Here is a 19449-nt window from a genome sequence, read left to right as displayed (position 1 = left end):
GGCGACGACGACTGGGATTTCAGCGACGTCACCCCGGCCGCCGCAACCGGCACCGACGGAAACGCTGCCCTGGACAAGTGGCAGGATTTCTGATCCGGCGCGAAAGCCCACGGGCAACGGTTCGATAGGGTCGTTGCCCTGCCGCCGATGCGGCGCATTCAACAGGTCAAAAAAGAAACGCCCGGCAGGATCTGCCGGGCGTTTCCTGTTTCAATAGGCGTCCCTATCAGTCGATGATCGCGTTCAGCGTTGCCGATGGGCGCATGACCTTGGCTTTCAGCTCGACGCTGGGGCGATAGTAGCCACCGATGTCTGCTGCCGGTCCTTGTGCTGCAGCCAGTTCGGACAGGATCGCCGCTTCGCCTTCGGCGAGGGCCTTGGCAACAGGGGCGAACTCGGCAGCCAGATCGGCGTCGTCGGACTGCGCCGCCAGGGCTTCGGCCCAGTAGCGGGCGAACCAGTAGTGGCTGTCGCGGTTGTCCGGCTCTCCGACCTTGCGCGAGGGCGAGCGGTTGTTGTCGAGGATGCCTTGGGTCGCGACCTCTGCCGCAGCACCCAGCACGCCCGCCTTGGCGTTGCCCTTGACGTCGGCAAGGAAGCTCAGGCTTTCACCCAACGCGCAGAACTCACCCATCGAGTCCCAGCGCAGGTGGTTCTGCTCGACCAGCTGCTGCACGTGTTTCGGGGCCGAACCGCCGGCACCGGTTTCGAACAGACCGCCGCCCTGCATCAGTTTCACGATCGACAGCATCTTGGCCGAGGTGCCCAGTTCCAGGATCGGGAACAGGTCGGTCAGGTAGTCGCGCAGCACGTTGCCGGTGATGGCGATGCTGTCCTTGCCTGCGGTGATGGTCTCAAGGCTCTGACGGGTGGCTTCGCGCGGCGCCATGATCAGGAACTTGTCGGCAACGCCAGCGGCTTCGAGCGCCGGTTTGACGTATTTGATCAGCTCGGCGTCATGGGCGCGGTTTGCGTCCAGCCAGAAGATCGCCTCGGAGCCGGTCAGGCGCTGACGGTCCATCGCCAGCTGGATCCAGTTCTCGATCGGGGCCTTCTTCACGGTGCAGGAGCGCCAGATGTCGCCTGCCTCTACCGCGTGGGAATGCAGCGTGTCGCCATTGGCCAGAACGATGCGGATCTCGCCATCGGCGGGGGCTTCGAATGTGGTCGGGTGAGAGCCGTATTCCTCGGCCTTCTGGGCCATCAGGCCGACGTTGGCGACGGAGCCTGCCTTGGTCACGTCCAACGCGCCATTGGCTTTGAAGAAGTTGATGGTCTCGTCATAGACGGTGGAATAGCAGCGATCGGGGATCACGCAGTTGGTGTCACCCTTGGCGCCGGTTTCATCCCAGCCCTTGCCGCCTGCGCGGATCACGGCCGGCATGGAGGCGTCGATGATCACGTCCGAGGGCACATGCAGGTTGGTGATGCCCTTGTCGCTGTCCACCATATACATGGAAGGACGCTCAAGTGCTGCGATCTCAGCCTTGATCTCGGCGGCGTTCGGCAGCGTCTCAATGGCGGCCAGAACCGCACCAAGGCCCGAGTTCGCCGAGCCACCGGCGGCGACGATCGCCTCGCCGTGCTTGTCCCAGACCGGGCCGAGCCAGGCCTTGACCGCGTGGCCAAAGATGATCGGGTCGGAGACCTTCATCATGGTGGCCTTCATGTGCAGCGAGAACATGGTGCCGTCTGCCTTGGTGTCCTCGATGGCTGCAGCCAGGAAGGAGGCCAGCGCCCTGGCGGACATGAAGGTGGCATCGGCAACGGTGCCTTCTTCCAGCGGCCAGCCGTCCTTCAGCACGGTGACAGCGCCGTCCTTGCCGACGAATTCGATCTTCGCGTCACCGGCTTGCGCGGCGGTGATGGTTGCGGATTTCTCGTTGGCGTAGAAGTCATTGCCCGGCATCGACGAGACCTTGGTCTTGCTGTCGGCGGACCATGCACCCATGGAATGCGGGTTGTTCTGGGCGTAGTTCTTCACCGCCCGTGCCGAACGACGATCCGAGTTGCCTTCGCGCAGGACCGGGTTCACCGCCGAGCCCTTGATGCCGTCATAGCGGGCGCGGATCTCTTTTTCCGCGTCACTCTGGGGATCCTCGGGATAGTTCGGGATATCATAGCCTTGGGACTGCAGTTCGGCGATGGCGGCGGTCAGCTGCGGCACCGAAGCCGAGATGTTAGGCAGCTTGATGACATTTGCATCCGGGGTTTTCACCAGTTCACCCAGGGCGGCCAGATCGTCGCTTTGCTTTTGCGCGTCGGTCAGGTTTTCCGGGAAGGTGGCGATGATGCGACCGGCCAGCGAGATATCCTTGGTCCCGACGGTGATACCGGCGGCAGAAGCGAATTTGCGGATGATCGGCAGGAAAGAAGCCGATGCCAGCTCGGGCGCTTCGTCTACGATGGTATACAAAATGTCGGGGTTTGCGTTTTCTGTCATGTTCCACAACCTTTCAGCGATATCGGAAGCTTTGTTGACTTTGGGCGGCGGCCGGGCGCCCCTCGCAAATTAATGATTGCTCCCCGGTGGGGGGGCTGCCAATCGAGGGTCTGGCCGTGCATATCGCCCCCCGTGTAAAACAACAGCGCCAAAGGCGCAATTGCCTGCAGGGGTTTTAACGGAATCTGGGTGCCTTCAATGGTGCGAATTCAAGCGGAAATCGGCCGGAACCGCTCAATATCCAGGTGTTTTCGCAAATCCCGCTGTGGTTTCGATCCGCAGAGCAGTCCCGGCTGCCTTTGAAGCGAAGACCGTCGGGCGGTGCATAGAATCGCGCAGGCCAGGGGCGCGGCGGTCACAGAGCGGCGTTGACCGTCGCTGTCGGCTCTGCCACTCATGGGGCCTTCCTTCATTTCTGGCCAGGCCCGTCCGGAGACACTGATGACTTCCTTGCGCTTTCTGCACAGTTCCGATCTGCATCTGGGAAAGCGGTTTGGGCAGTTCGGCGAAGAGACCCGGATGGCCCTCCAGCAAGCCCGGCAAGAGGTGCTGTTCAGATTGGCAGAGATGGCCCGGGCGCAGGATGCGGCGCATGTGGTGATCGCGGGGGATATGTTCGACACGGAAACCCCTTCGGAGCGGGTGCAGCGCCAGGCCCTGGCTGCCATGGGGGCGGCGCAGGGGCTGGAGTGGTGGATCATTCCTGGCAACCACGATAGTGCCGCAGCCGAACCTCTGTGGACCGCCTTGCAGGCGCATGCCCCTGAAAACGTGCACCTGTTGCTGCAACCGGAGCCGGTTCAGATGGCGCCTGGTGTGCGGATGTTGCCCGCACCATGCAGTCATCGCTTTGCGGGGCGGGATCTGACCGCCTGGATGGATGATTGCAGCAGTGATCCGGGCAGCCTGCGGATCGGGCTGGCCCATGGCGGCGTGCTGGAGTTCGCCAGCCAGACCACGAATGATGGCTCCGGTGAGACGATCGCCCCTAATCGTGCCAGCCGGGCGGGGCTCGATTATCTCGCCCTGGGGGACTGGCACGGCCGTTTGCAGGTCAATGAGCGGACCCATTACAGCGGCACCCCGGAGGCGGATCGCTTCAAACACGCCGGGCGCGGACAGTGCCTGCTGGTCGAGATTGCAGGGGCGGGGCAGCCGCCGCAGGTGCAGCCGCTGGAGGTCGGCCAGTTTCATTGGCAGGAGGTCACTCTGGATTTGACGCCGACCACCGATATCGCGGCTGCGATCCAGGATCTTCTGCCAGCGGATCGGTCCGACTGGCGCTATCACCTCTTGCGGATCCGGGCCGTGGGCTGGGCGACGCCGCCGCAGCGCCTTGCGCTTGGCCAGGAGGTGGCGCGATACGCGCCGGAGTTCTGCCATCTGGATCTGGATCTGTCCGACCTTGGCGATGAACATCAGGTGGAGGATCTGGATCTGATCGGTCGCGGTGGCGCCCTGCGGGTGGCGGCAGAGGATCTGATGCGCGCCTGCGAAGATCCGGCTCTGGCCGAGGCAGAGCGACAGGTGGCCGCCGCCGCGCTCAACCGGTTGTTCGCCTATAGCCAGGACGAGGGCGAGCCGGGAGAGCCCCGATGAAGATCCGTGCGATCCGCCTTGAGAATATCCGCCGCTTTGTCGACCCGGTCGAGATCGCCGGGATCGGTCCCGGTCTCAATGTGCTGTCGGCGCCCAACGAACAGGGCAAGTCCACCGTCTTCGATGCGCTGCATGCGCTGTTCTTCAAGGATGCCAAATCCTGGGACAAGGAGATCCGCGCGCTGGTGCCTCATGCGGGCGGAGACCCACGGATCGAGGTCGAAGTGGACCATGAGGGGGATCGATACAGGATTGCAAAACAGTTCTTCAGAAGCGCCGGCAAGGGCGAGGTGCGCGTCTGGCAGGAGGATCGCCTGCTGCATCAGGCCGATGCCGCTGAAAGCTGGCTGAAGGGGCTGATCAAGCTGCCCAAGGACGGCGGGCCTTCGGGGCTGCTCTGGGTGCGCCAGGGGCTGACCTCTTTTGAAGACGCTAAGACGACGGAGAAGGCCCGCCGCGATCTGCTGTCCTCGGTTGCCGGAGAGGTCGGGATGGTCACCGGCGGGCAGCGCATGGATGCGATCTGTCAGCGGGTGCAGGACAGTCTCGACCAATTGGTGACCAAGCGCGGCGCCCGGAAAGGGGGTGCGCTGGATCTGGCCGAACGGGATGTGCTGGAGTTGTCGGAGCGCCGCGATCAGCTTACAGCCCAGGTGCAGGAGCTGCGTCAGCTGCTTGATCAGCGGCGCGACCTGCGCGGTGAACTGGCCGCCCTGAACGACCCCGAGGAGCGTGCGGCGCTGGAGGCACGGCTGCAGGCGGCAGAGGCTGCGATGGAGATTGCCAAACACCACCATGAGCAGTTGGCCCAGGCTGCCCATGCGGTGAAACTGGCGGAGACCCTGCAGGAAAACCACCAGCGCAAGCTGCAAAGCCTGGGCGACCGCCTGCAAGAAGTTCAATCGGCCCGCGCCGAGCAGGATCAGGCCAAGGCCACCGTTCAGGATGCGGCCCAGGCCTATCAACGCCACGCAGCTGAGCTGCAGCAGCTGTTTGAGGCGCTCAACCCGGCCCGCACCAAGGCCCGCGAGGCCCGCGCCACATTGGATGCGGTCTTGAAACGGGCCTCGGTGGCGCAGGCAGAGGGGCTGCGCCGTGATCTGCAGGCCCGCCTGGACAAAGCGCAGCTGCAGGCCGCGGCCATCGAGCGCGCGCAACAGGCCGCCGACACCGGACCGGATGACGCCATGATGCGCCGGATCGAGGCCGCGCGCGAAGCCCTTGGCCTGGCGCAGCGGGCACAGGAGGCTGCCGCCACGGCGGTGACCGTCCACTACGAGGATGGCGGCACGGATGCTGGCGTTCCTCGTGTTCTCTTTGGGGGAGAGACGGTTGCGGGAGGGCAGCGGTTACCCTTGCCCAACGGTGGGAAACTCTTGGTGCCGGGTGTCGCGGCAATAGAGGTGCACCCCGGCCAGGTCGGCGGGGCGGATGCGCTGGAACAGGCGCAAGAGGCGCTGTCCGCTGCGTTACAGCGTGCCGGATACGATGAAGTGGATGCGGCGCGCCGGGCGCATCAGGCCCGAGCGGCCGCCCGGCAGCACCGGCAAGAGGCCGAAGCGCTGCTTGCCGCCCTGGCACCCGAGGGGCTGGCGGCGTTGCGGGTGCAGCTGGCGGCGCTGCCCGAGACGGGTGAAACCGGTCCGGAGGCGGGCCAAGCGGCGCCTTTGCCGGATCAGGCCAGCGCCGAAGCGGCCTGTCAGGCGGCGGAACGCGCCTGTGACCAGCTTGTATCCGATCACGAGGCCCTGCGCGCGGTTGCGGAAGATGCACGCCTTGTCGAAGAAAATGCAAGGGCCAGGGCCGAGGCCGCAGCGCAGCGGCTGGAGCGCGCGGTGGCGGCACTGGGGGTGGATCGGGCCTCTGAGCTGCACGCAGAGCTGCTGGCCCAGTTGCCGCAGTTGCAACGGGCCCTGGCCGAGGCGAAGGCCGCCGAGGAGACCCTGCGCCATGCCGCGCCCGATTTCGCCCAGGCCAAGGCTGTCTTGCAGCGGGCAGGATCGGCGCTGGAGGCTGCCCGTCAGCGGGGGCAGGAGATCGCGCGGGATTTGGCGGTGCTGGACACCCGTATCGCGGCCCATGCAAGCGCGGCTGTGGAAGAGGAATTGGCCGATACCGAAGACCAGCTGGCCCGCGCGCAAAAGCGGCTTCAGGCGGTGGAGTTCGAGGTCTCTGTCCTGCGGCGGCTGCTGGCGGCCCTGGAAGGCGCCCGCAAGGAAGCGCAGGATCACTACCTGGGCCCGATCATGGCCGAGCTGCGCCCGCTGTTGCGGATGCTCTGGCCCGAGGCACAGCTCACGGTGGATGCCGATGAAATCCTGCCCAGCGAATTGCAGCGCGGCGGCGAGGTGGTCGGCTTTGACAGCCTGTCGGGCGGCGCCCAGGAACAGGTTGCCCTCTTGGTGCGGCTGGCCTTTGCGCGATTGCTGGCACGGGCGGGCACCCCGGCGCCGGTGATCCTGGACGATGCCATCGTCTACACGGATGATGCCCGGATCGAGAAGATCTTCGATGCGCTGACCCTGCAGGCGGATGATCTGCAGATCATCGTCTTCTCCTGCCGCCAAAAGGCCTTTCGCGGCCTTGGCGGCACGCCGCTCAGCATCCGGCCCGTAGCCGACCGGGGCTGATCGCAGGACGGGCTATTCGCGGATCTCGTCGGGCAATACGCCCCATATCTTGGTCTTCGGGGTCCAGCCGCTGTAGCCGCCGGCGGTGATCTCGCACCAGTCGATGATGCAGCTGCCAAGCCGGGCGACGACCCCAAGTTCAAAGGCGGCGGTGACGGGAGATGCAGGATCCGGGCGGGAGTGAACGGTCAGCATGTCTTCCTGCACCAGGACGGTGCGCACGCCGGAAATCAGCGTGTAATGGACCCAGCCGCCTGCATTGTCATGGTCGCTCACCCGCCGCCAGTGGCCGTATTCCGCCGTCACCTTCAAGGGCATGCCGCGCCGTTTGAACACCCAGTCGATCCGGTGCGTCAGCGAGGGGCCGCGCCGCACATTCGCCTCGGAGGCCTTCATCGAGACGAAACGCGGCAGCGGCAGGTTGGTGACAGGGCCGCGCGCGTCACTGGCCTGCAGGCTGGACGCACATGCGAGTATGGCACCAAGGGCCAGCAAGAGTGGACGCAAATTCAAAGCCGTCATCGCTACCGCCTGCTTGTTCATGCTCGATCCGCTGGCCCGCTGGCCATCCATTCATCCGGTCTTATCCCTCGTTGCTCCGGAGGGGAATACCGGAATGCCGCGTCACTTGGACCGGTTGGTGCGGAAGGGTTCTTGTGCCTGCCTGCAACCTGCGTCACGATGCCATGGCGGTGCTGGAACTGAAAAGCCATGGGAGAGCGCAAGTGGTAAGAGAACGTCTGACTGTTGTTGTTACGCGACGGTTGCCGGAACCGGTGGAAACCCGGTTGAGTGAGTTGTTCAATGTGCGGCTGCGCAGTGACGATACGCCCATGACCCGCAGCGAACTGGCCGAGGCGATGCAGGCTGCCGACGTGTTGGTGCCGACGGTCACAGATGCAATCGATGCCGGTCTTCTGGCACAGGCAGGATCCAGGCTGAAACTGATCGCCAACTACGGTGCCGGTGTCGATCACATCGATGTCTCCACGGCGCGCCAGCGCGGCATTCTGGTCTCCAACACCCCCGGGGTTCTGACCGACGATACGGCGGATATGACCATGGCGCTGATCATGGCGGTGGTGCGGCGGATCCCCGAAGGGCTGGCTCTGATGCAAAAGGGCGAATGGGAAGGCTGGGCGCCCACGGCGATGCTGGGCGGACGGCTGGCCGGGCGGCGCCTTGGCATCCTGGGCATGGGGCGGATCGGTCAGGCGGTTGCCCGCCGGGCCAAGGCATTCGGCATGCAGATCCATTACCACAACCGCCGCCGCCTGCGCCCCGAGATCGAGGAAGAGCTGGAAGCGACCTATTGGGAGAGCCTCGATCAGATGGTGGCGCGCATGGATGTCATCTCGGTCAACTGTCCCTCGACGCCTTCGACCTTTCATCTGATGAACGCGCGGCGCTTGAAGCTGATGAAACCCGATGCGGTGATCATCAACACCTCGCGCGGCGAGGTGATCGACGAACATGCGCTGACCCGGATGCTGCGCGCGGGTGAGATCGCGGGGGCGGGGCTTGACGTCTATGAACACGGCACCGACATCAATCCGCGCCTGCGCGAACTGCCCAATGTGGTGCTGTTGCCGCATATGGGATCGGCCACCATCGAGGGGCGGATCGAGATGGGCGAGAAGGTGCTCTTGAACATCAAGACATTCGAAGACGGGCACCGTCCGCCGGATCAGGTGATCCCCTCCATGTTGTGAGACCTAGACGCGGGCCATTGGCCCGCGTTTGCATTTTTGATCAGGAGATATTCGATGAAGCCGATTGTGATTGCCGTATTCGCCCTTGCTGCCGGAGCTGCGGCGGCGCAGGAGGCCGCCGATACGGTTGCGCCGGAGAGTGCCACCGCGGGTCGCTTTGAAGCCCTGTCGCCCGAGGTCGCCGCGGCGCTGCGCGCCAAGGAGGCGGGGCAGTCCGTCGAAGCCCGGGACTGGATGATTGCTGCAGCCAACCCCCATGCGGTTGCCGCCGGTGCCGAGGTGCTGCGGGCGGGCGGCTCGGCGGCGGATGCCATGGTGGCAGTTCAGGTGGTTCTGGGACTGGTGGAGCCGCAATCCTCGGGGCTGGGCGGTGGCGCCTTTCTGGTCTGGTATGACGCCGCCAGCGGTGAGATCACCACGCTGGACGGGCGCGAAACAGCCCCTTTGGCGGCGACCCCGCGCCTGTTCCAGGACGAGCATGGCGCGCCGCTGAAATTCTACGATGCGGTGGTCGGCGGGCGTTCGGTGGGCACACCCGGCACGCCCGCGCTCTTGGAGGTCGCCCATCGCCGCTGGGGGCGGGCCAACTGGCCATCGCTGTTTGAAGCGGGCATCGATCTGGCTGACAATGGATTCCTTGTCTCTCCGCGCCTGGCCGGGCTGATCGAAGGCGATGCCAAGCGGCTGTCGCGCTATCCGGCAACGGCTGACTATTTCCTGCCCGGTGGGGCGCCCCTGCAGCCCGGTGACAGGCTGGTGAACCCGGCCTATGCCGAGGTCTTGCGGACCCTGGCAGCCGAGGGGGCAGATGGCTTTTACACCGGGCCAATCGCGGCGGAGATCGTGCGCACGGTGACAGGGGCACAAGGCAACCCCGGTCTGTTGTCCGAAATGGATCTGGCGCTCTATCAGGTGAAGGAACGTCCTGCCGTTTGCGCCGCATACCGGTCCTTCGAGGTCTGCGGTATGGGGCCGCCCTCTTCGGGTGCGCTGACCGTGGGACAGATCCTGGGGATGCTGGGGCAATATGATCTGGCCACTTTGGGTGCCGAAAACCCCGAGGCCTGGCGGCTGATCGGCGATGCCTCGCGGCTCGCCTTTGCCGACCGGGGGCGCTACATGGCCGATAGCGATTACGTGCCTGTGCCCAGCAAAGGCCTGGTAGATCCCGCCTATCTGGCAGAACGGGCCAAGCTGCTGGCGGGCGATGATGCGCTGCCGGAGGTGGCGCCGGGGACGCCGGAATTCGATCATGCGGGCGCGGCTGCGCTTTGGGCGGATGACGCCTCGATCGAGTTTCCCTCGACCTCTCATATCTCCATCGTGGATGGATATGGCAATGTCCTGTCGATGACCACCACCATCGAGAACGGCTTTGGATCGCGCCTGATGACGAACGGCTTCCTGCTGAACAACGAGCTGACGGATTTCTCCTTCCGCAGCCATCGTGACGGGGTGCCGATTGCCAACCGGCTGGAGCCGGGCAAACGGCCGCGCTCGTCCATGGCGCCCACGATCGTGATGCAGGGGGACAAGCCGGTGCTGGCTGTTGGCTCGCCCGGGGGCAGTCGGATCATCGGCTATGTGGCCAAGACCATCATCGCCTGGGCCGATTGGGGCATGGACGTGCAACAGGCGGTCGCTTTGCCCCATGCGGTGAACCGCTTCGGTACCTACGATCTGGAAAACGGGAGCGCCGCTGCCGACCTGGCCGAACCGCTGGAGGCGATGGGCTACAAGGTCAACCTGCGCGATCTGACCTCGGGACTGCATGCGATCGAGATCGGGGATACATTGAAAGGCGGTGCCGATCCGCGCCGCGAGGGCATCGCGCTGGGCGAATGAACGCATTGCCCCGCGCCTGCTTGCAAATGGGCGCGGGGGCCGTATAGTGTCCTTCGTGTTGACATGACAACACGCATTTGGAGGAGAAGGGACCAGCCATGGTGCAAGCCACATCACTGCCGCGCAACGAGCCGGGGATCAAAGCCGCTATCGGCGTGTTGAAACAGCAGTTCGCAGACCGTTTGCAGACCGGCCAGGCCATTCGCGAACAGCACGGCCATACCACCACCTGGATCGACAACCAGATCCCCGATGCGGTGGTCTTTCCGACCTCCACTGAAGAGGTGTCAGAGGTCGTGAAGATCTGTGCGCAATATGGCGTGCCGGTTATTCCCTTCGGCACCGGCACTTCGCTGGAAGGCCATGTGAACGCGCCTGCGGGCGGTATCTCGGTGGACATGAGCCGGATGGACAAGATCCTCGCCGTCCATGCCGAGGATCTGGATGTGGTGGTGCAGCCCGGTGTGACGCGCGAGCAGCTCAACACCTTCCTGCGCGACCAGGGCCTGTTCTTCCCCATTGATCCCGGTGCCAATGCCTCGCTCGGCGGCATGACGGCGACGCGGGCCTCGGGCACCAATGCGGTGCGCTATGGCACCATGAGGGACAATGTGATCGCGCTTGAGGTGGTGATGGCCGATGGCGAGGTGATCCGGACCGCGCAGCGGGCCAAGAAATCTTCGGCCGGTTATGACCTGACCCGGCTGATGGTCGGCTCCGAAGGCACCCTGGGTCTGATCACCGAGATCACCCTGCGCTTGCAGGGCATCCCCGAGGCGATCCGTTCGGCGCGATGCGCCTTCCGCAGCATCGATGATGCCTGCCGCGCGGTGATGATGACCATTCAATACGGCATTCCGGTCGCCCGCATCGAAATGCTGGACGCGATGAGCGTTCAGGCCGCCAATGCCTATTCCAAGCTGGACCTGCCCGAGGTGCCGCTTCTGCTGCTGGAATTCCACGGCTCCGAGGCGGGCGTGGTCGAACAGGCCGATATGTTCTCCTCCATCGCGGAGGAATTCGGCGGCTTCGATTTCGAGGCGACTTCGACGGCGGAAGAGCGCAACAAGCTGTGGCAGGCGCGCCATGACATGTATTGGGCGGGGCTGGGCCTGCGCCCCGGCGCCAAGGGGCTGTCAACGGATGTCTGCGTGCCGATTTCGCGGCTTGCCGAATGCGTCGGCGCCGCCCGTGACAAGGCCGAGGAGATGGGGTTGCTGGCCCCGATGGTGGGCCATGTGGGCGACGGCAATTTCCACGCGCTTCTGCTCATTGATATGGACAGCGCCGAGGAACGCCAGAAGGCGGATGATTACATCGGCTGGCTCAATGACATGGCGATCTCGATGGAGGGGACCTGCACCGGCGAACACGGTATCGGCCAGGGCAAACGCCCCTATCTGACCAAAGAGCTGGGCGCGGCGACCCGATATATGGCGGCGGTGAAGGCGGCGCTGGACCCGGACAATATCCTCAATCCCGGCAAGATCCTCAGCGATTGATTCTGGCGGGGTGAAACCCCAAGACACTGCGGGGCGGTGCAGGCAAAACCTGCGCCGCCCTGTGCGTTTCTCCTGCCCTTGCCCCCTTATGGGGTCCGCTTTGCCTCCGCCGTGACGCGAAAGGTCGGTTTTGTCGGTTTTTGCGTCGGATGGATTTGGCGTTGCCTGCGTGATTTCCGGCATATGATTGGAAAAGCCTAGTCATTTCTTCCGGAGAAACGGGACATGAAAACCCAAGTCAAAGCACTGGTTGTCGGCGGCGGTGCCGTCGGAACCTCGATCGCCTATCACCTGGCCAAGGCGGGCTGGGACGATGTGATGCTGATCGAGCGGGACGAGCTGACCTCCGGCTCCACCTGGCACGCTGCCGGTCTGCTGCCGCTCTTCAACATGTCCTATGCGACCACCCATATCCACAAATACTCGGTCGATTTCTACAAGACCCTGGAAGAGGAAACCGGGCTCAACGCGGGCTTTGCCGTGGTTGGCAACCTGCGCATGGCGCAGACGCAGGAACGCATGGATGAATACATGCTCTATGCCTCCACCGCCGAGACCTGCGATGTGAAATACGAGTGGCTCACCCCGGATCAGATCAAGGAGCGCTGGCCGCTGATCGAGACCGGCGATCTGAAAGGCGCGATCTACCACACCGAGGATGGCTACATTAACCCCGCCGATGTGACCCAGGCGATGGCCAAGGGCGCGCGTCAGCGCGGCGTCGAGATCGTGCGCAAGATGCAGGCCGATGCCTTCCACTGGAATGGCACCCATTGGGAAGTGACCTGCACCAAGATGGTCGAGCAGGGCGGCAACCTGGTGCCCTTGGACGAGCAGGTGGTGATCACCGCCGAACATGTCGTGACCGCATCCGGAAACCACGCGCAACGCACCGCCAGGATGCTGGGCATCAAGATGCCCGCGATCCCTGTTGAGCATACCTTCATCGTGATGGACAAGGATCCCGAACTGGTCAAATGGCGCGCGGCGGGCAACCCCGAACACCCCGTCGTGCGCGATGCCGACAATGAATCCTATGCCCGCGAGGAACGTGGCGGCTGGATCCTGGGCATCTATGAGCATGGCGCGCCGGCACGCTTCGAACACGGCGTGCCGGACAGCTTCCGCGCCGATCTCTTCCCGCTGGATCTGGACCGGATCGCGGATCAGTACATGGCGATGGCCGAACGCGTGCCGTCCTGTGCCGAAAGTGGCCTGAAGGACGATTTCAACGGCCCGATCTGCTACACCCCCGATGGCAACCCGCTGGTTGGCCCGGCACCTGGCTTGCGCAACATGTGGCTGGCCGAGGGCTTCTCCTTCGGGATCACCGCCGCGGGCGGCACCGGCTATTACCTGGCGCAGATGATGGTCGATGGCGAGGCCGAGATCGACATGGCGAGCCTGGATCCCAAGCGTTATTCCTCGAACTGGATGACGACGGAATTCGCCGCCCGCAAGAACGAGGAATGCTACGAGCACGTCTATATCCTGCACCACCCGGATGAAGAGCGCGAAGCCTGCCGTCCCCTGCGCACCGCCCCGGCCTATGACCGGCAAAAGGCGCGCGGCGCGCAGTTCGGCTTTGTCAACGGCTGGGAACGCCCCAACTACTATGGCCCGCTCGACGCGCCTGACAATTTCGACAAGGAGGCACGCTCCTTCCGTCGCGGCGGCTGGTGGCAATATGCGGTGGAAGAGGCCAAGGCGATCCGCGAAGGCGTCGGCCTGATCGACGCCACCGCCTTTACCAAACATGTGATCAAAGGTCCCGGTGCGACGCAGTTCCTCGATTGGTTCACCTGCAACAAGCTGCCGAAAGTGGGCCGCATCAACCTGACCTACGCGCTGACCTCGGCAGGCACCACCCGCACCGAATACACCATCGTGCGCAATGGCGAGAACACCTACTACCTGGTCTCGGCCGGAGCCTGGTCCGAATATGACGCCGATTTCCTGCGCAAGGCGGCCGAGGACAAGATGGAGGAGTTCGGCTATATCGAGATCCAGGATGTCACCACCCAGTGGGGCGTCTTTGCCATCGCAGGGCCGAAATCCCGCGATGTGCTGAAAGAGGTGATCGTGGATGCCGATCCCGACACCGCACTGAGCAACAAACGCTTCCCCTGGCTGTCGGCGCGTCAGATCGAACTGGGCATGTGCCCGGTCAATGCGATCCGCGTGGCCTACACCGGTGAGCTCGGCTGGGAGCTGCACCACCCGATCGAGATGCAGAATTACCTCTGGGATCTTCTGAACACGGCGGGCGAGAAGCACGGGATGAAGCTGGTCGGCGCCCGCGCCCAGAACTGGCTGCGTCAGGAGAAGAGCTATCGCGCCTTTGGCACCGAGCTGGGCCGCGACGCCACCCCGGCCGAGGCGGACCTGCCGCGTTTCATCGATCTGTCCAAGGAGTTCCATGGCAAGGCTGCGATGGTCGAGAAGGGCATCCGCGCCAAGTGCTGCACGCTGCTGATCGATGGTCCTGCCGACGCCGATCCCTGGGGCCGTGAGGCAATCTATGCCGAGGATGGCACGACCCGGCTGGGTCGTCTGACCTCGGGCGGCTATTCGGTTGCCTTCGAGAAATCGATCGGCATGGGCTATCTGCCGCCAGAGCTTGCGGTTGAAGGGACCAAGGTGAAGGTCAAGATGCAGGACAAGCTGTGGGATGCGGTCGTGACCTGCGACAGCCCCTATGACCCCAAGAACGAGACCATCCGCAAGGACGGCTAGGCCACCTTCGAAGACCCGATCAAAGCCCCGGTCCCTGCGCCGGGGCTTTCTGTTTGGAACCCGATGCTTGTCTGCTGCGATACAGGGTGCAACAGTTGAGCCATCCAAGGGGGAGGGATGGCATGCTTGGCTATCTGACATTGATCCTGGTCTGCCAGCTGGCCGGGGAGTTCATCACCGGGGCGCTGATGCTTCCCGTTCCGGGGCCGGTGCTGGGCATGGTGTTCCTGCTTGTCTTCCTGATGCTGCGCGGCCATGTGCCGGAGCGGCTGGATCAGACAGCGGATGGTCTGCTGCGCTCCATGTCGCTGTTGTTCGTGCCTGCGGGCACTGGCGTGATCCTGCATTTCCAACTGTTGGGGGAGGCGCTGTTGCCGCTGGGGTTGGCGCTTGTCGTGTCCACGCTTGTGACCATCGCGGTAACTGGGCTGCTCATGCAATGGCTCGGTACGGGAGAAGGCGCGGAGAAGGGGGATGGATAGCCTGCAGGACACCTGGGTCTACCTCAGCGCATCGCCCCTGTTTCACCTGACGCTGACTTTGGCGGCCTTTCAACTGGCGAGCGCCCTGTTCGAGAAGATGGGGCGCAATCCGCTGCTCAACCCGGTGCTGGGGGCGGTGCTGGTCGTGGTGGCGGTGCTGGTGCTGACGGAGACGGACTATGGCACCTATTTCGAGGGCGCACAGTTCGTGCATTTCCTGCTGGGGCCCGCCACGGTTGCCCTTGCGGTGCCGCTGTACCGGCAATGGCAGCGGGTGCGCCGGTCGGCCCTGGCAATAGCCGTGAGCCTTTTGGCGGGGTCGCTGACGGCGATCCTGTCGGCGGTCTTGGTTGCCTGGCTGCTGGGCGGGTCCGAGCCGGTGCTGGCTTCGCTTGCACCCAAATCGGTGACGGCGCCCGTCGCCATGGGGATCGCCGAAAAGCTGGGCGGGTTGCCCTCTCTGACGGCGGTTCTGGTGATCGTGACCGGCATCCTTGGCGCCATGCTGGGGCCCAAGGTGCTGGACTTGATGGGCGTGGTCGACTGGCGCGCGCGCGGGCTGGCGATCGGCACCGCCAGCCACGGGATCGGCACCGCCCGTGCCTTGCAGGTGAATGAGACCGCGGGCGCGTTTTCCGGCCTTGCCATGGGCCTCAATGCGCTTGCGACAGCGCTGTTGTTGCCGATGATCTGGGGCGGAGTGGTCTGGCTCCTGGGCAGCTGACCCGCGTCAGCCGTCGCGGGTTTCGTTCAGCTCCATGTGACCACCGCCGCGCGCCAATACCCGGCGCAGGATCGGCTCGAAAAACTCCAAGGGTTTGGTCGGATAGTCCGGGTCAAAGGCGCATTGATCGTAGTCGTGACAGAACTTGCGGCAGTCCTCCCAATAGGGGCTGTCGCGGTATTTGTCGCGCGCGTGGCGGTCGCCGCCAAGGTGGTGGTTGTAGTAGTAGCCCTGAAAGATGCAGTGGTGTTTCAGGATCCACCAGGTGCGCTCGCTCACATAGGGTTTCATCATCGCCGCAGCCAGTTCGCCGTGATTGTAGGGCGACAGGATATCGCCCACGTCATGCACCAGGGCGGCGACAATGATCTCGTCATCTGCGCCATCGGCATGGGCGCGGGTCGCCGCCTGCAGGCAGTGCTGGTAGCGGTTCACCGGATAGGGCGTCCAGTCCTCATCCAGCGAGCGGATCGCATCCAGGATGCGGTCGGGCAGGGCGGCGTTGTAAGCCTCCTCATACGCCATGACCGCGTCCCAGTCGGCCTTTCCGGCCTCTTCAAAACTGGTCCAGGTGGGCGTGTGACGTTCATCTTTCATGGCAGGCTCCCCGTTTGGAGTTTCGGGAAGCCTAGCCACTCTGTTTTGCTCTGTCAGCGATTATCCCGCTGTCAGCTCGTCAAAGCAGGTCATCGCCTTGGCGGCATACATCATCGAGGGGCCGCCGCCCATCTGGATTGACATGGCCAGCACATCGGCGACTTCCTCGCGACTGGCACCAGCCTTGATCAGTGTTTCCACATGCAGGCCGATGCAATCCTCGCAGCGCAGGGCCACCGCGATGCCCAGAGCCACGAATTCCTTCTGCTTGAATTCCAGCGTTCCGCCCTGTTTCACCGCCTTCCCCAGCGCGCCAAAGGCCTGCGCCGTGTCGGGGATCGCCTGGTTCAGGTTGCGCAGCCCGGTGCGGGTCTTGTTCAGTTTTTCGGTCCAGTTCATCGGTCGTCCTTCGCGTTTCATATTCGATTTTTCGAAGGAGTAGGACGGCCCGGGGCAGGCGGCCTTGATCTGGGTCAGAAATCCGGTTTTTGCGCCACCAATGCCAGATTGTTGGCGGGCATCTCGATCACATCGCTCATGTCGAGGCCCGCATTCTGCAGCCAGTCGATGGTGTCGAAATCGTCCTTGTAGCCGATTTCCGGATCATGGGCGATGAGGGAGGCATGGAAGGCACGGTCGCCCTCGCTGGTCAGCTCCTCTGCCCGCATGAAGGGGCCATAGATGCAGAGCTTTCCCGATGGTTTCAGGGCGCGGGCGGCCTCGCGGATCAGGGTCTTTGCGTCATCTTCGGTGATGAGATGCAAGAGGTTCGACAGGACGATGAAATCGACGGGCTCAACACTCTGCGCCCATCCGGGGGCGGTGGCATCCAGCTCCAGCGCAGGCCGGATATTGTCCAGTGCCGTGTCAGAGGCATGGGCATCAATGCTGGTGCGGCGGGTGGCGTCCACCTCGCTTGGCTGCCAGATGAGGCCGGGCAGGCGCGCGGCATAGGCGATGACATGCTGGCCGGTGCCGCTGGCGATCTCCAGCGCCCGGCCTGATGGCGGTGCGATATCCTCCAGAAGATCGCAGAGCGGTTCCAGGTTGCGCGCGGCGGAGGGGGCATAGAGCTTACCCCCTTCGGGTGTGGCGACAGAGGCAAAGCCGGGGACAGAGCGAATGGGCATCAGCGCAGCCTTTCGGGTGAGAGTGCCGCGATGGTCTCGCGGTCAAGTTCTGACGGGCGACCACCGATCAGATCGGCGATCAGGCGCGAGGCGGCAGGCGCGGTCTGAAATCCATAGCCGCCCTGCGCCGCGCACCAGATGAAATCGGGGCGTGCGGGATCCGGGCCCAGAACCAGCGCCCCATCGCGCACGAAACTGCGCAGGCCTGCCCAGTTGCTTTCGACGCGGGTCACCGGCTCGGTCACCTTCTCCTCGTAACGGGCCAGCCCTTCGGCAAGAACCATATCGTCGGCAAAGGCATCATGGGGTTCGACCGGATCTGCATCGGCGGGGGAGACCAGAAGCTTGCCCGCATCGGGTTTGGCATACCAGCCTTCCCCGACGCCCATCAGCATCGGCCAGGTGGAGACATCATGACCGCCCGGTGCAGGCAGCCGCGCCATCGATCGGCGTTTGGGAGTGATCCCGATGGGCGCTATCCCGGCCAGGGCTGCGATACGGTCCACCCAGGCACCTGCGGCATTGACCAGTTGCTTGGCGGCATAGACCTCACCGCCTGCCGTGACCTGCCAGCCTGCGCCGGTATGTCGGATCGCGGTGACTTCGGCCTTCGTCACAACCTTGCCGCTGGCGCCACGCACGACGCGGGCGAAATCCTGGATCATGCGGTCGGTATCGAGATCCTGTGCGTCCTCGTGCAGGGCCGCCAGGGTGACGGTCTCAGGCTTCAGGATCGGAACCCGTGCGTAAGCGTCCTCAATCTCGATGGGGTGCAGGCCCAGTTCGGTCACGTCGGCAGCAAATTGCGCCTCTTCGCCGGGGCCCGCCACCAGCATGAAGCCGCGCGGCGTCAGATATCCGCCATTGGCGTGGAAATGATAGTCGGCACTGACCTTGTTGAGGGCCACGATGGCCGGGTTGCCGTAGTTTTCCTCGAACATCGCGGCAGAGCGCCCCGAGGCGTGATAGCCAAGCGCCTCTTCCGCCTCCAGCACCGTCACCGTGCCAAGATCCGACAAGCGTGCAGCGGCGCTGATGCCCGCAATGCCGCCGCCGATGACGATGAAATCGCTCATGCCGCGCTGCCTTCGTCCTGTTCCTCCAGCCGGTCGGTGGCGGGGGCCGGGCGCGGGCTGAGCGCCGAAACCCGATCATAGAGATCCGGTGTCATCTCGAAGGTCATGGCGGCAAGTGAGGGCGCCAACTGCTGCGCCGTGCGGCCCGAGATGATCGGCATGGGTGCCGAAGGATGGGCTGCGGCCCAGGCCACGGCCAGCGTTGCGGGATCGGTGCCGATCTCCTGCGCGAGGGTCGCCAGATCGGCGGCGGCCTGATGCATCCAGTCCTGCCCGTAGCGGCTGTTGTAGCGGGGATCGTCCTTCAGGCGGCCCTCACCGCCGCCTGCTGCATATTTCCCGGTCAGCAACCCGCCGCCCAGGGGGGAGTAGGGCGCAATGGCAATGCTTTGGTCGGCGCACATGGGCAGGATCTCCACCTCCACCTGGCGTTTCACCAGGGAATACATCGGCTGCAGGATATCCACCTTCAGATCGAATTCGGCGCCGATCATCTGTGCCTTCACCACCTGCCAGGCGGCAAAGTTCGACAGGCCCACATAGCGAATCTGCCCCTGCTGTTTCAGGGTGGCAAAGCATTCAAGCGTTTCACGCAGGTCGGTGTTGGGATCAAAGCGATGAAGATACAGAACATCGACCATATCAAGGTCCAGCCGCGCCCGGCTTGTGTCGAACTGCGCGCGCATATTGGCGGCACCCGCACCGCCCGTGTAACCCACCTTGGTGGCGATCAGCAGCTTTTCCCGCTCGCCCTTGATCAGCTTGCCCAGAATGGTCTCGCTGGTGCCCTCGGTATAGACCCAGGCGGTGTCGAAATGGCTGATCCCGGCGGCGCGGCAGGCGGCATACATCTCGGCCGATTGCGCCTCATCCGCGCGGCCTCCGAACTGCATGGTGCCAAAGGCAAAACGGCTAACGGGTGTGTGATCGGGGGTGGTCAGGGTGCGTGTCATGGGCAGAACCTGCCACGTCC

At 64.2% G+C, this 19449-nt stretch carries 15 protein-coding genes; 8 read left to right on the top strand and 7 right to left on the bottom strand.

Annotated elements, in window-relative coordinates:
• Positions 1–226: 226 nt before the first annotated feature.
• On the bottom strand, positions 227–2443 hold the full coding sequence (locus PXK01_RS19070; RefSeq protein WP_274861309.1) for an NADP-dependent isocitrate dehydrogenase: 2217 nt from the start codon (positions 2441–2443) through the stop codon (positions 227–229).
• Positions 2444–2884: 441 nt separating this feature from the next.
• Here PXK01_RS19070 and PXK01_RS19065 point away from each other — a divergent pair, with 441 nt between their 5' ends.
• Positions 2885–4042, top strand: coding sequence for a metallophosphoesterase family protein (locus PXK01_RS19065; RefSeq protein ID WP_274861308.1), 1158 nt, complete (start codon positions 2885–2887; stop codon positions 4040–4042).
• Positions 4039–6672, top strand: coding sequence for an AAA family ATPase (locus PXK01_RS19060; RefSeq protein ID WP_274861307.1), 2634 nt, complete (start codon positions 4039–4041; stop codon positions 6670–6672). Before PXK01_RS19065 ends, PXK01_RS19060 begins: the two co-directional genes overlap by 4 nt.
• A 12-nt stretch (positions 6673–6684) precedes the next feature.
• Here the strand turns inward: PXK01_RS19060 and PXK01_RS19055 are convergent, their stop codons facing one another.
• Positions 6685–7194, bottom strand: coding sequence for an SH3 domain-containing protein (locus PXK01_RS19055; RefSeq protein WP_274848589.1), 510 nt, complete (start codon positions 7192–7194; stop codon positions 6685–6687).
• 203 nt (positions 7195–7397) lie between these two features.
• Here PXK01_RS19055 and PXK01_RS19050 point away from each other — a divergent pair, with 203 nt between their 5' ends.
• From PXK01_RS19050 to PXK01_RS19025, 6 genes are all read left to right on the top strand, one after another.
• Complete coding sequence (locus tag PXK01_RS19050) at positions 7398–8384, top strand: 2-hydroxyacid dehydrogenase (RefSeq protein ID WP_274848590.1); 987 nt, start codon at positions 7398–7400, stop codon at positions 8382–8384.
• 54 nt (positions 8385–8438) lie between these two features.
• Positions 8439–10229, top strand: coding sequence for a gamma-glutamyltransferase (gene ggt, locus PXK01_RS19045; protein ID WP_274861306.1), 1791 nt, complete (start codon positions 8439–8441; stop codon positions 10227–10229).
• A gap of 98 nt (positions 10230–10327) precedes the next feature.
• A complete protein-coding gene (locus PXK01_RS19040) occupies positions 10328–11731 on the top strand; it encodes an FAD-binding oxidoreductase (protein ID WP_274861305.1) in 1404 nt (467 codons plus the stop codon).
• A 225-nt stretch (positions 11732–11956) separates the two neighbouring features.
• Positions 11957–14467, top strand: a complete 2511-nt coding sequence (locus tag PXK01_RS19035; protein ID WP_274861304.1) for a GcvT family protein — start codon at positions 11957–11959, stop codon at positions 14465–14467.
• A gap of 122 nt (positions 14468–14589) precedes the next feature.
• Positions 14590–14949 carry a CidA/LrgA family protein gene (locus tag PXK01_RS19030; protein WP_274848595.1) on the top strand — a complete coding sequence of 120 codons (360 nt, stop codon included), beginning with the start codon at positions 14590–14592 and terminating at the stop codon, positions 14947–14949.
• Positions 14942–15673, top strand: coding sequence for an LrgB family protein (locus PXK01_RS19025; RefSeq protein WP_274861302.1), 732 nt, complete (start codon positions 14942–14944; stop codon positions 15671–15673). Before PXK01_RS19030 ends, PXK01_RS19025 begins: the two co-directional genes overlap by 8 nt.
• Positions 15674–15679: 6 nt before the next feature.
• Here PXK01_RS19025 and PXK01_RS19020 read toward each other — a convergent pair whose 3' ends face one another.
• From PXK01_RS19020 to PXK01_RS19000, 5 genes are all read right to left on the bottom strand, one after another.
• A complete protein-coding gene (locus PXK01_RS19020) occupies positions 15680–16270 on the bottom strand; it encodes an HD domain-containing protein (protein ID WP_274861300.1) in 591 nt (196 codons plus the stop codon).
• Positions 16271–16330: 60 nt separating this feature from the next.
• A complete protein-coding gene (locus tag PXK01_RS19015; RefSeq protein ID WP_274848599.1) occupies positions 16331–16669 on the bottom strand; it encodes a carboxymuconolactone decarboxylase family protein in 339 nt (112 codons plus the stop codon).
• A gap of 74 nt (positions 16670–16743) precedes the next feature.
• Positions 16744–17400: a DUF938 domain-containing protein gene (locus tag PXK01_RS19010; protein WP_274861298.1), complete on the bottom strand. Its 657-nt coding sequence runs from the start codon at positions 17398–17400 to the stop codon at positions 16744–16746.
• Positions 17400–18476, bottom strand: coding sequence for an NAD(P)/FAD-dependent oxidoreductase (locus PXK01_RS19005; protein ID WP_274861296.1), 1077 nt, complete (start codon positions 18474–18476; stop codon positions 17400–17402). The genes PXK01_RS19010 and PXK01_RS19005 overlap by 1 nt, the downstream gene beginning before the upstream one ends.
• Positions 18473–19429 (bottom strand): aldo/keto reductase, encoded by a 957-nt coding sequence (locus tag PXK01_RS19000; protein WP_274861293.1) that lies wholly within the window; start codon positions 19427–19429, stop codon positions 18473–18475. Before PXK01_RS19000 ends, PXK01_RS19005 begins: the two co-directional genes overlap by 4 nt.
• Positions 19430–19449 lie beyond the last annotated feature (20 nt).

The sequence above is a fragment of the Phaeobacter sp. PT47_59 genome (assembly GCF_028890025.1).
Lineage (GTDB): Bacteria > Pseudomonadota > Alphaproteobacteria > Rhodobacterales > Rhodobacteraceae > Phycobacter.
The sequence above is the reverse complement of the archived record's forward strand: the minus strand, read 5'-3'. Positions and strand labels throughout refer to the sequence as shown.

Coding starts and splice junctions, on each gene's coding strand:
- PXK01_RS19065 (WP_274861308.1), top strand. CDS start 2,885: ATGACTTCCTTGCGCTTTCTGCACAGTTCCGATCTGCATCTGGGAAAG.
- PXK01_RS19030 (WP_274848595.1), top strand. CDS start 14,590: ATGCTTGGCTATCTGACATTGATCCTGGTCTGCCAGCTGGCCGGGGAG.
- PXK01_RS19000 (WP_274861293.1), bottom strand. CDS start 19,429: ATGACACGCACCCTGACCACCCCCGATCACACACCCGTTAGCCGTTTT.
- PXK01_RS19010 (WP_274861298.1), bottom strand. CDS start 17,400: ATGCCCATTCGCTCTGTCCCCGGCTTTGCCTCTGTCGCCACACCCGAA.
- PXK01_RS19035 (WP_274861304.1), top strand. CDS start 11,957: ATGAAAACCCAAGTCAAAGCACTGGTTGTCGGCGGCGGTGCCGTCGGA.
- PXK01_RS19040 (WP_274861305.1), top strand. CDS start 10,328: ATGGTGCAAGCCACATCACTGCCGCGCAACGAGCCGGGGATCAAAGCC.
- ggt (WP_274861306.1), top strand. CDS start 8,439: ATGAAGCCGATTGTGATTGCCGTATTCGCCCTTGCTGCCGGAGCTGCG.
- PXK01_RS19070 (WP_274861309.1), bottom strand. CDS start 2,443: ATGACAGAAAACGCAAACCCCGACATTTTGTATACCATCGTAGACGAA.
- PXK01_RS19055 (WP_274848589.1), bottom strand. CDS start 7,194: ATGACGGCTTTGAATTTGCGTCCACTCTTGCTGGCCCTTGGTGCCATA.
- PXK01_RS19060 (WP_274861307.1), top strand. CDS start 4,039: ATGAAGATCCGTGCGATCCGCCTTGAGAATATCCGCCGCTTTGTCGAC.
- PXK01_RS19005 (WP_274861296.1), bottom strand. CDS start 18,476: ATGAGCGATTTCATCGTCATCGGCGGCGGCATTGCGGGCATCAGCGCC.
- PXK01_RS19015 (WP_274848599.1), bottom strand. CDS start 16,669: ATGAACTGGACCGAAAAACTGAACAAGACCCGCACCGGGCTGCGCAAC.
- PXK01_RS19025 (WP_274861302.1), top strand. CDS start 14,942: ATGGATAGCCTGCAGGACACCTGGGTCTACCTCAGCGCATCGCCCCTG.
- PXK01_RS19020 (WP_274861300.1), bottom strand. CDS start 16,270: ATGAAAGATGAACGTCACACGCCCACCTGGACCAGTTTTGAAGAGGCC.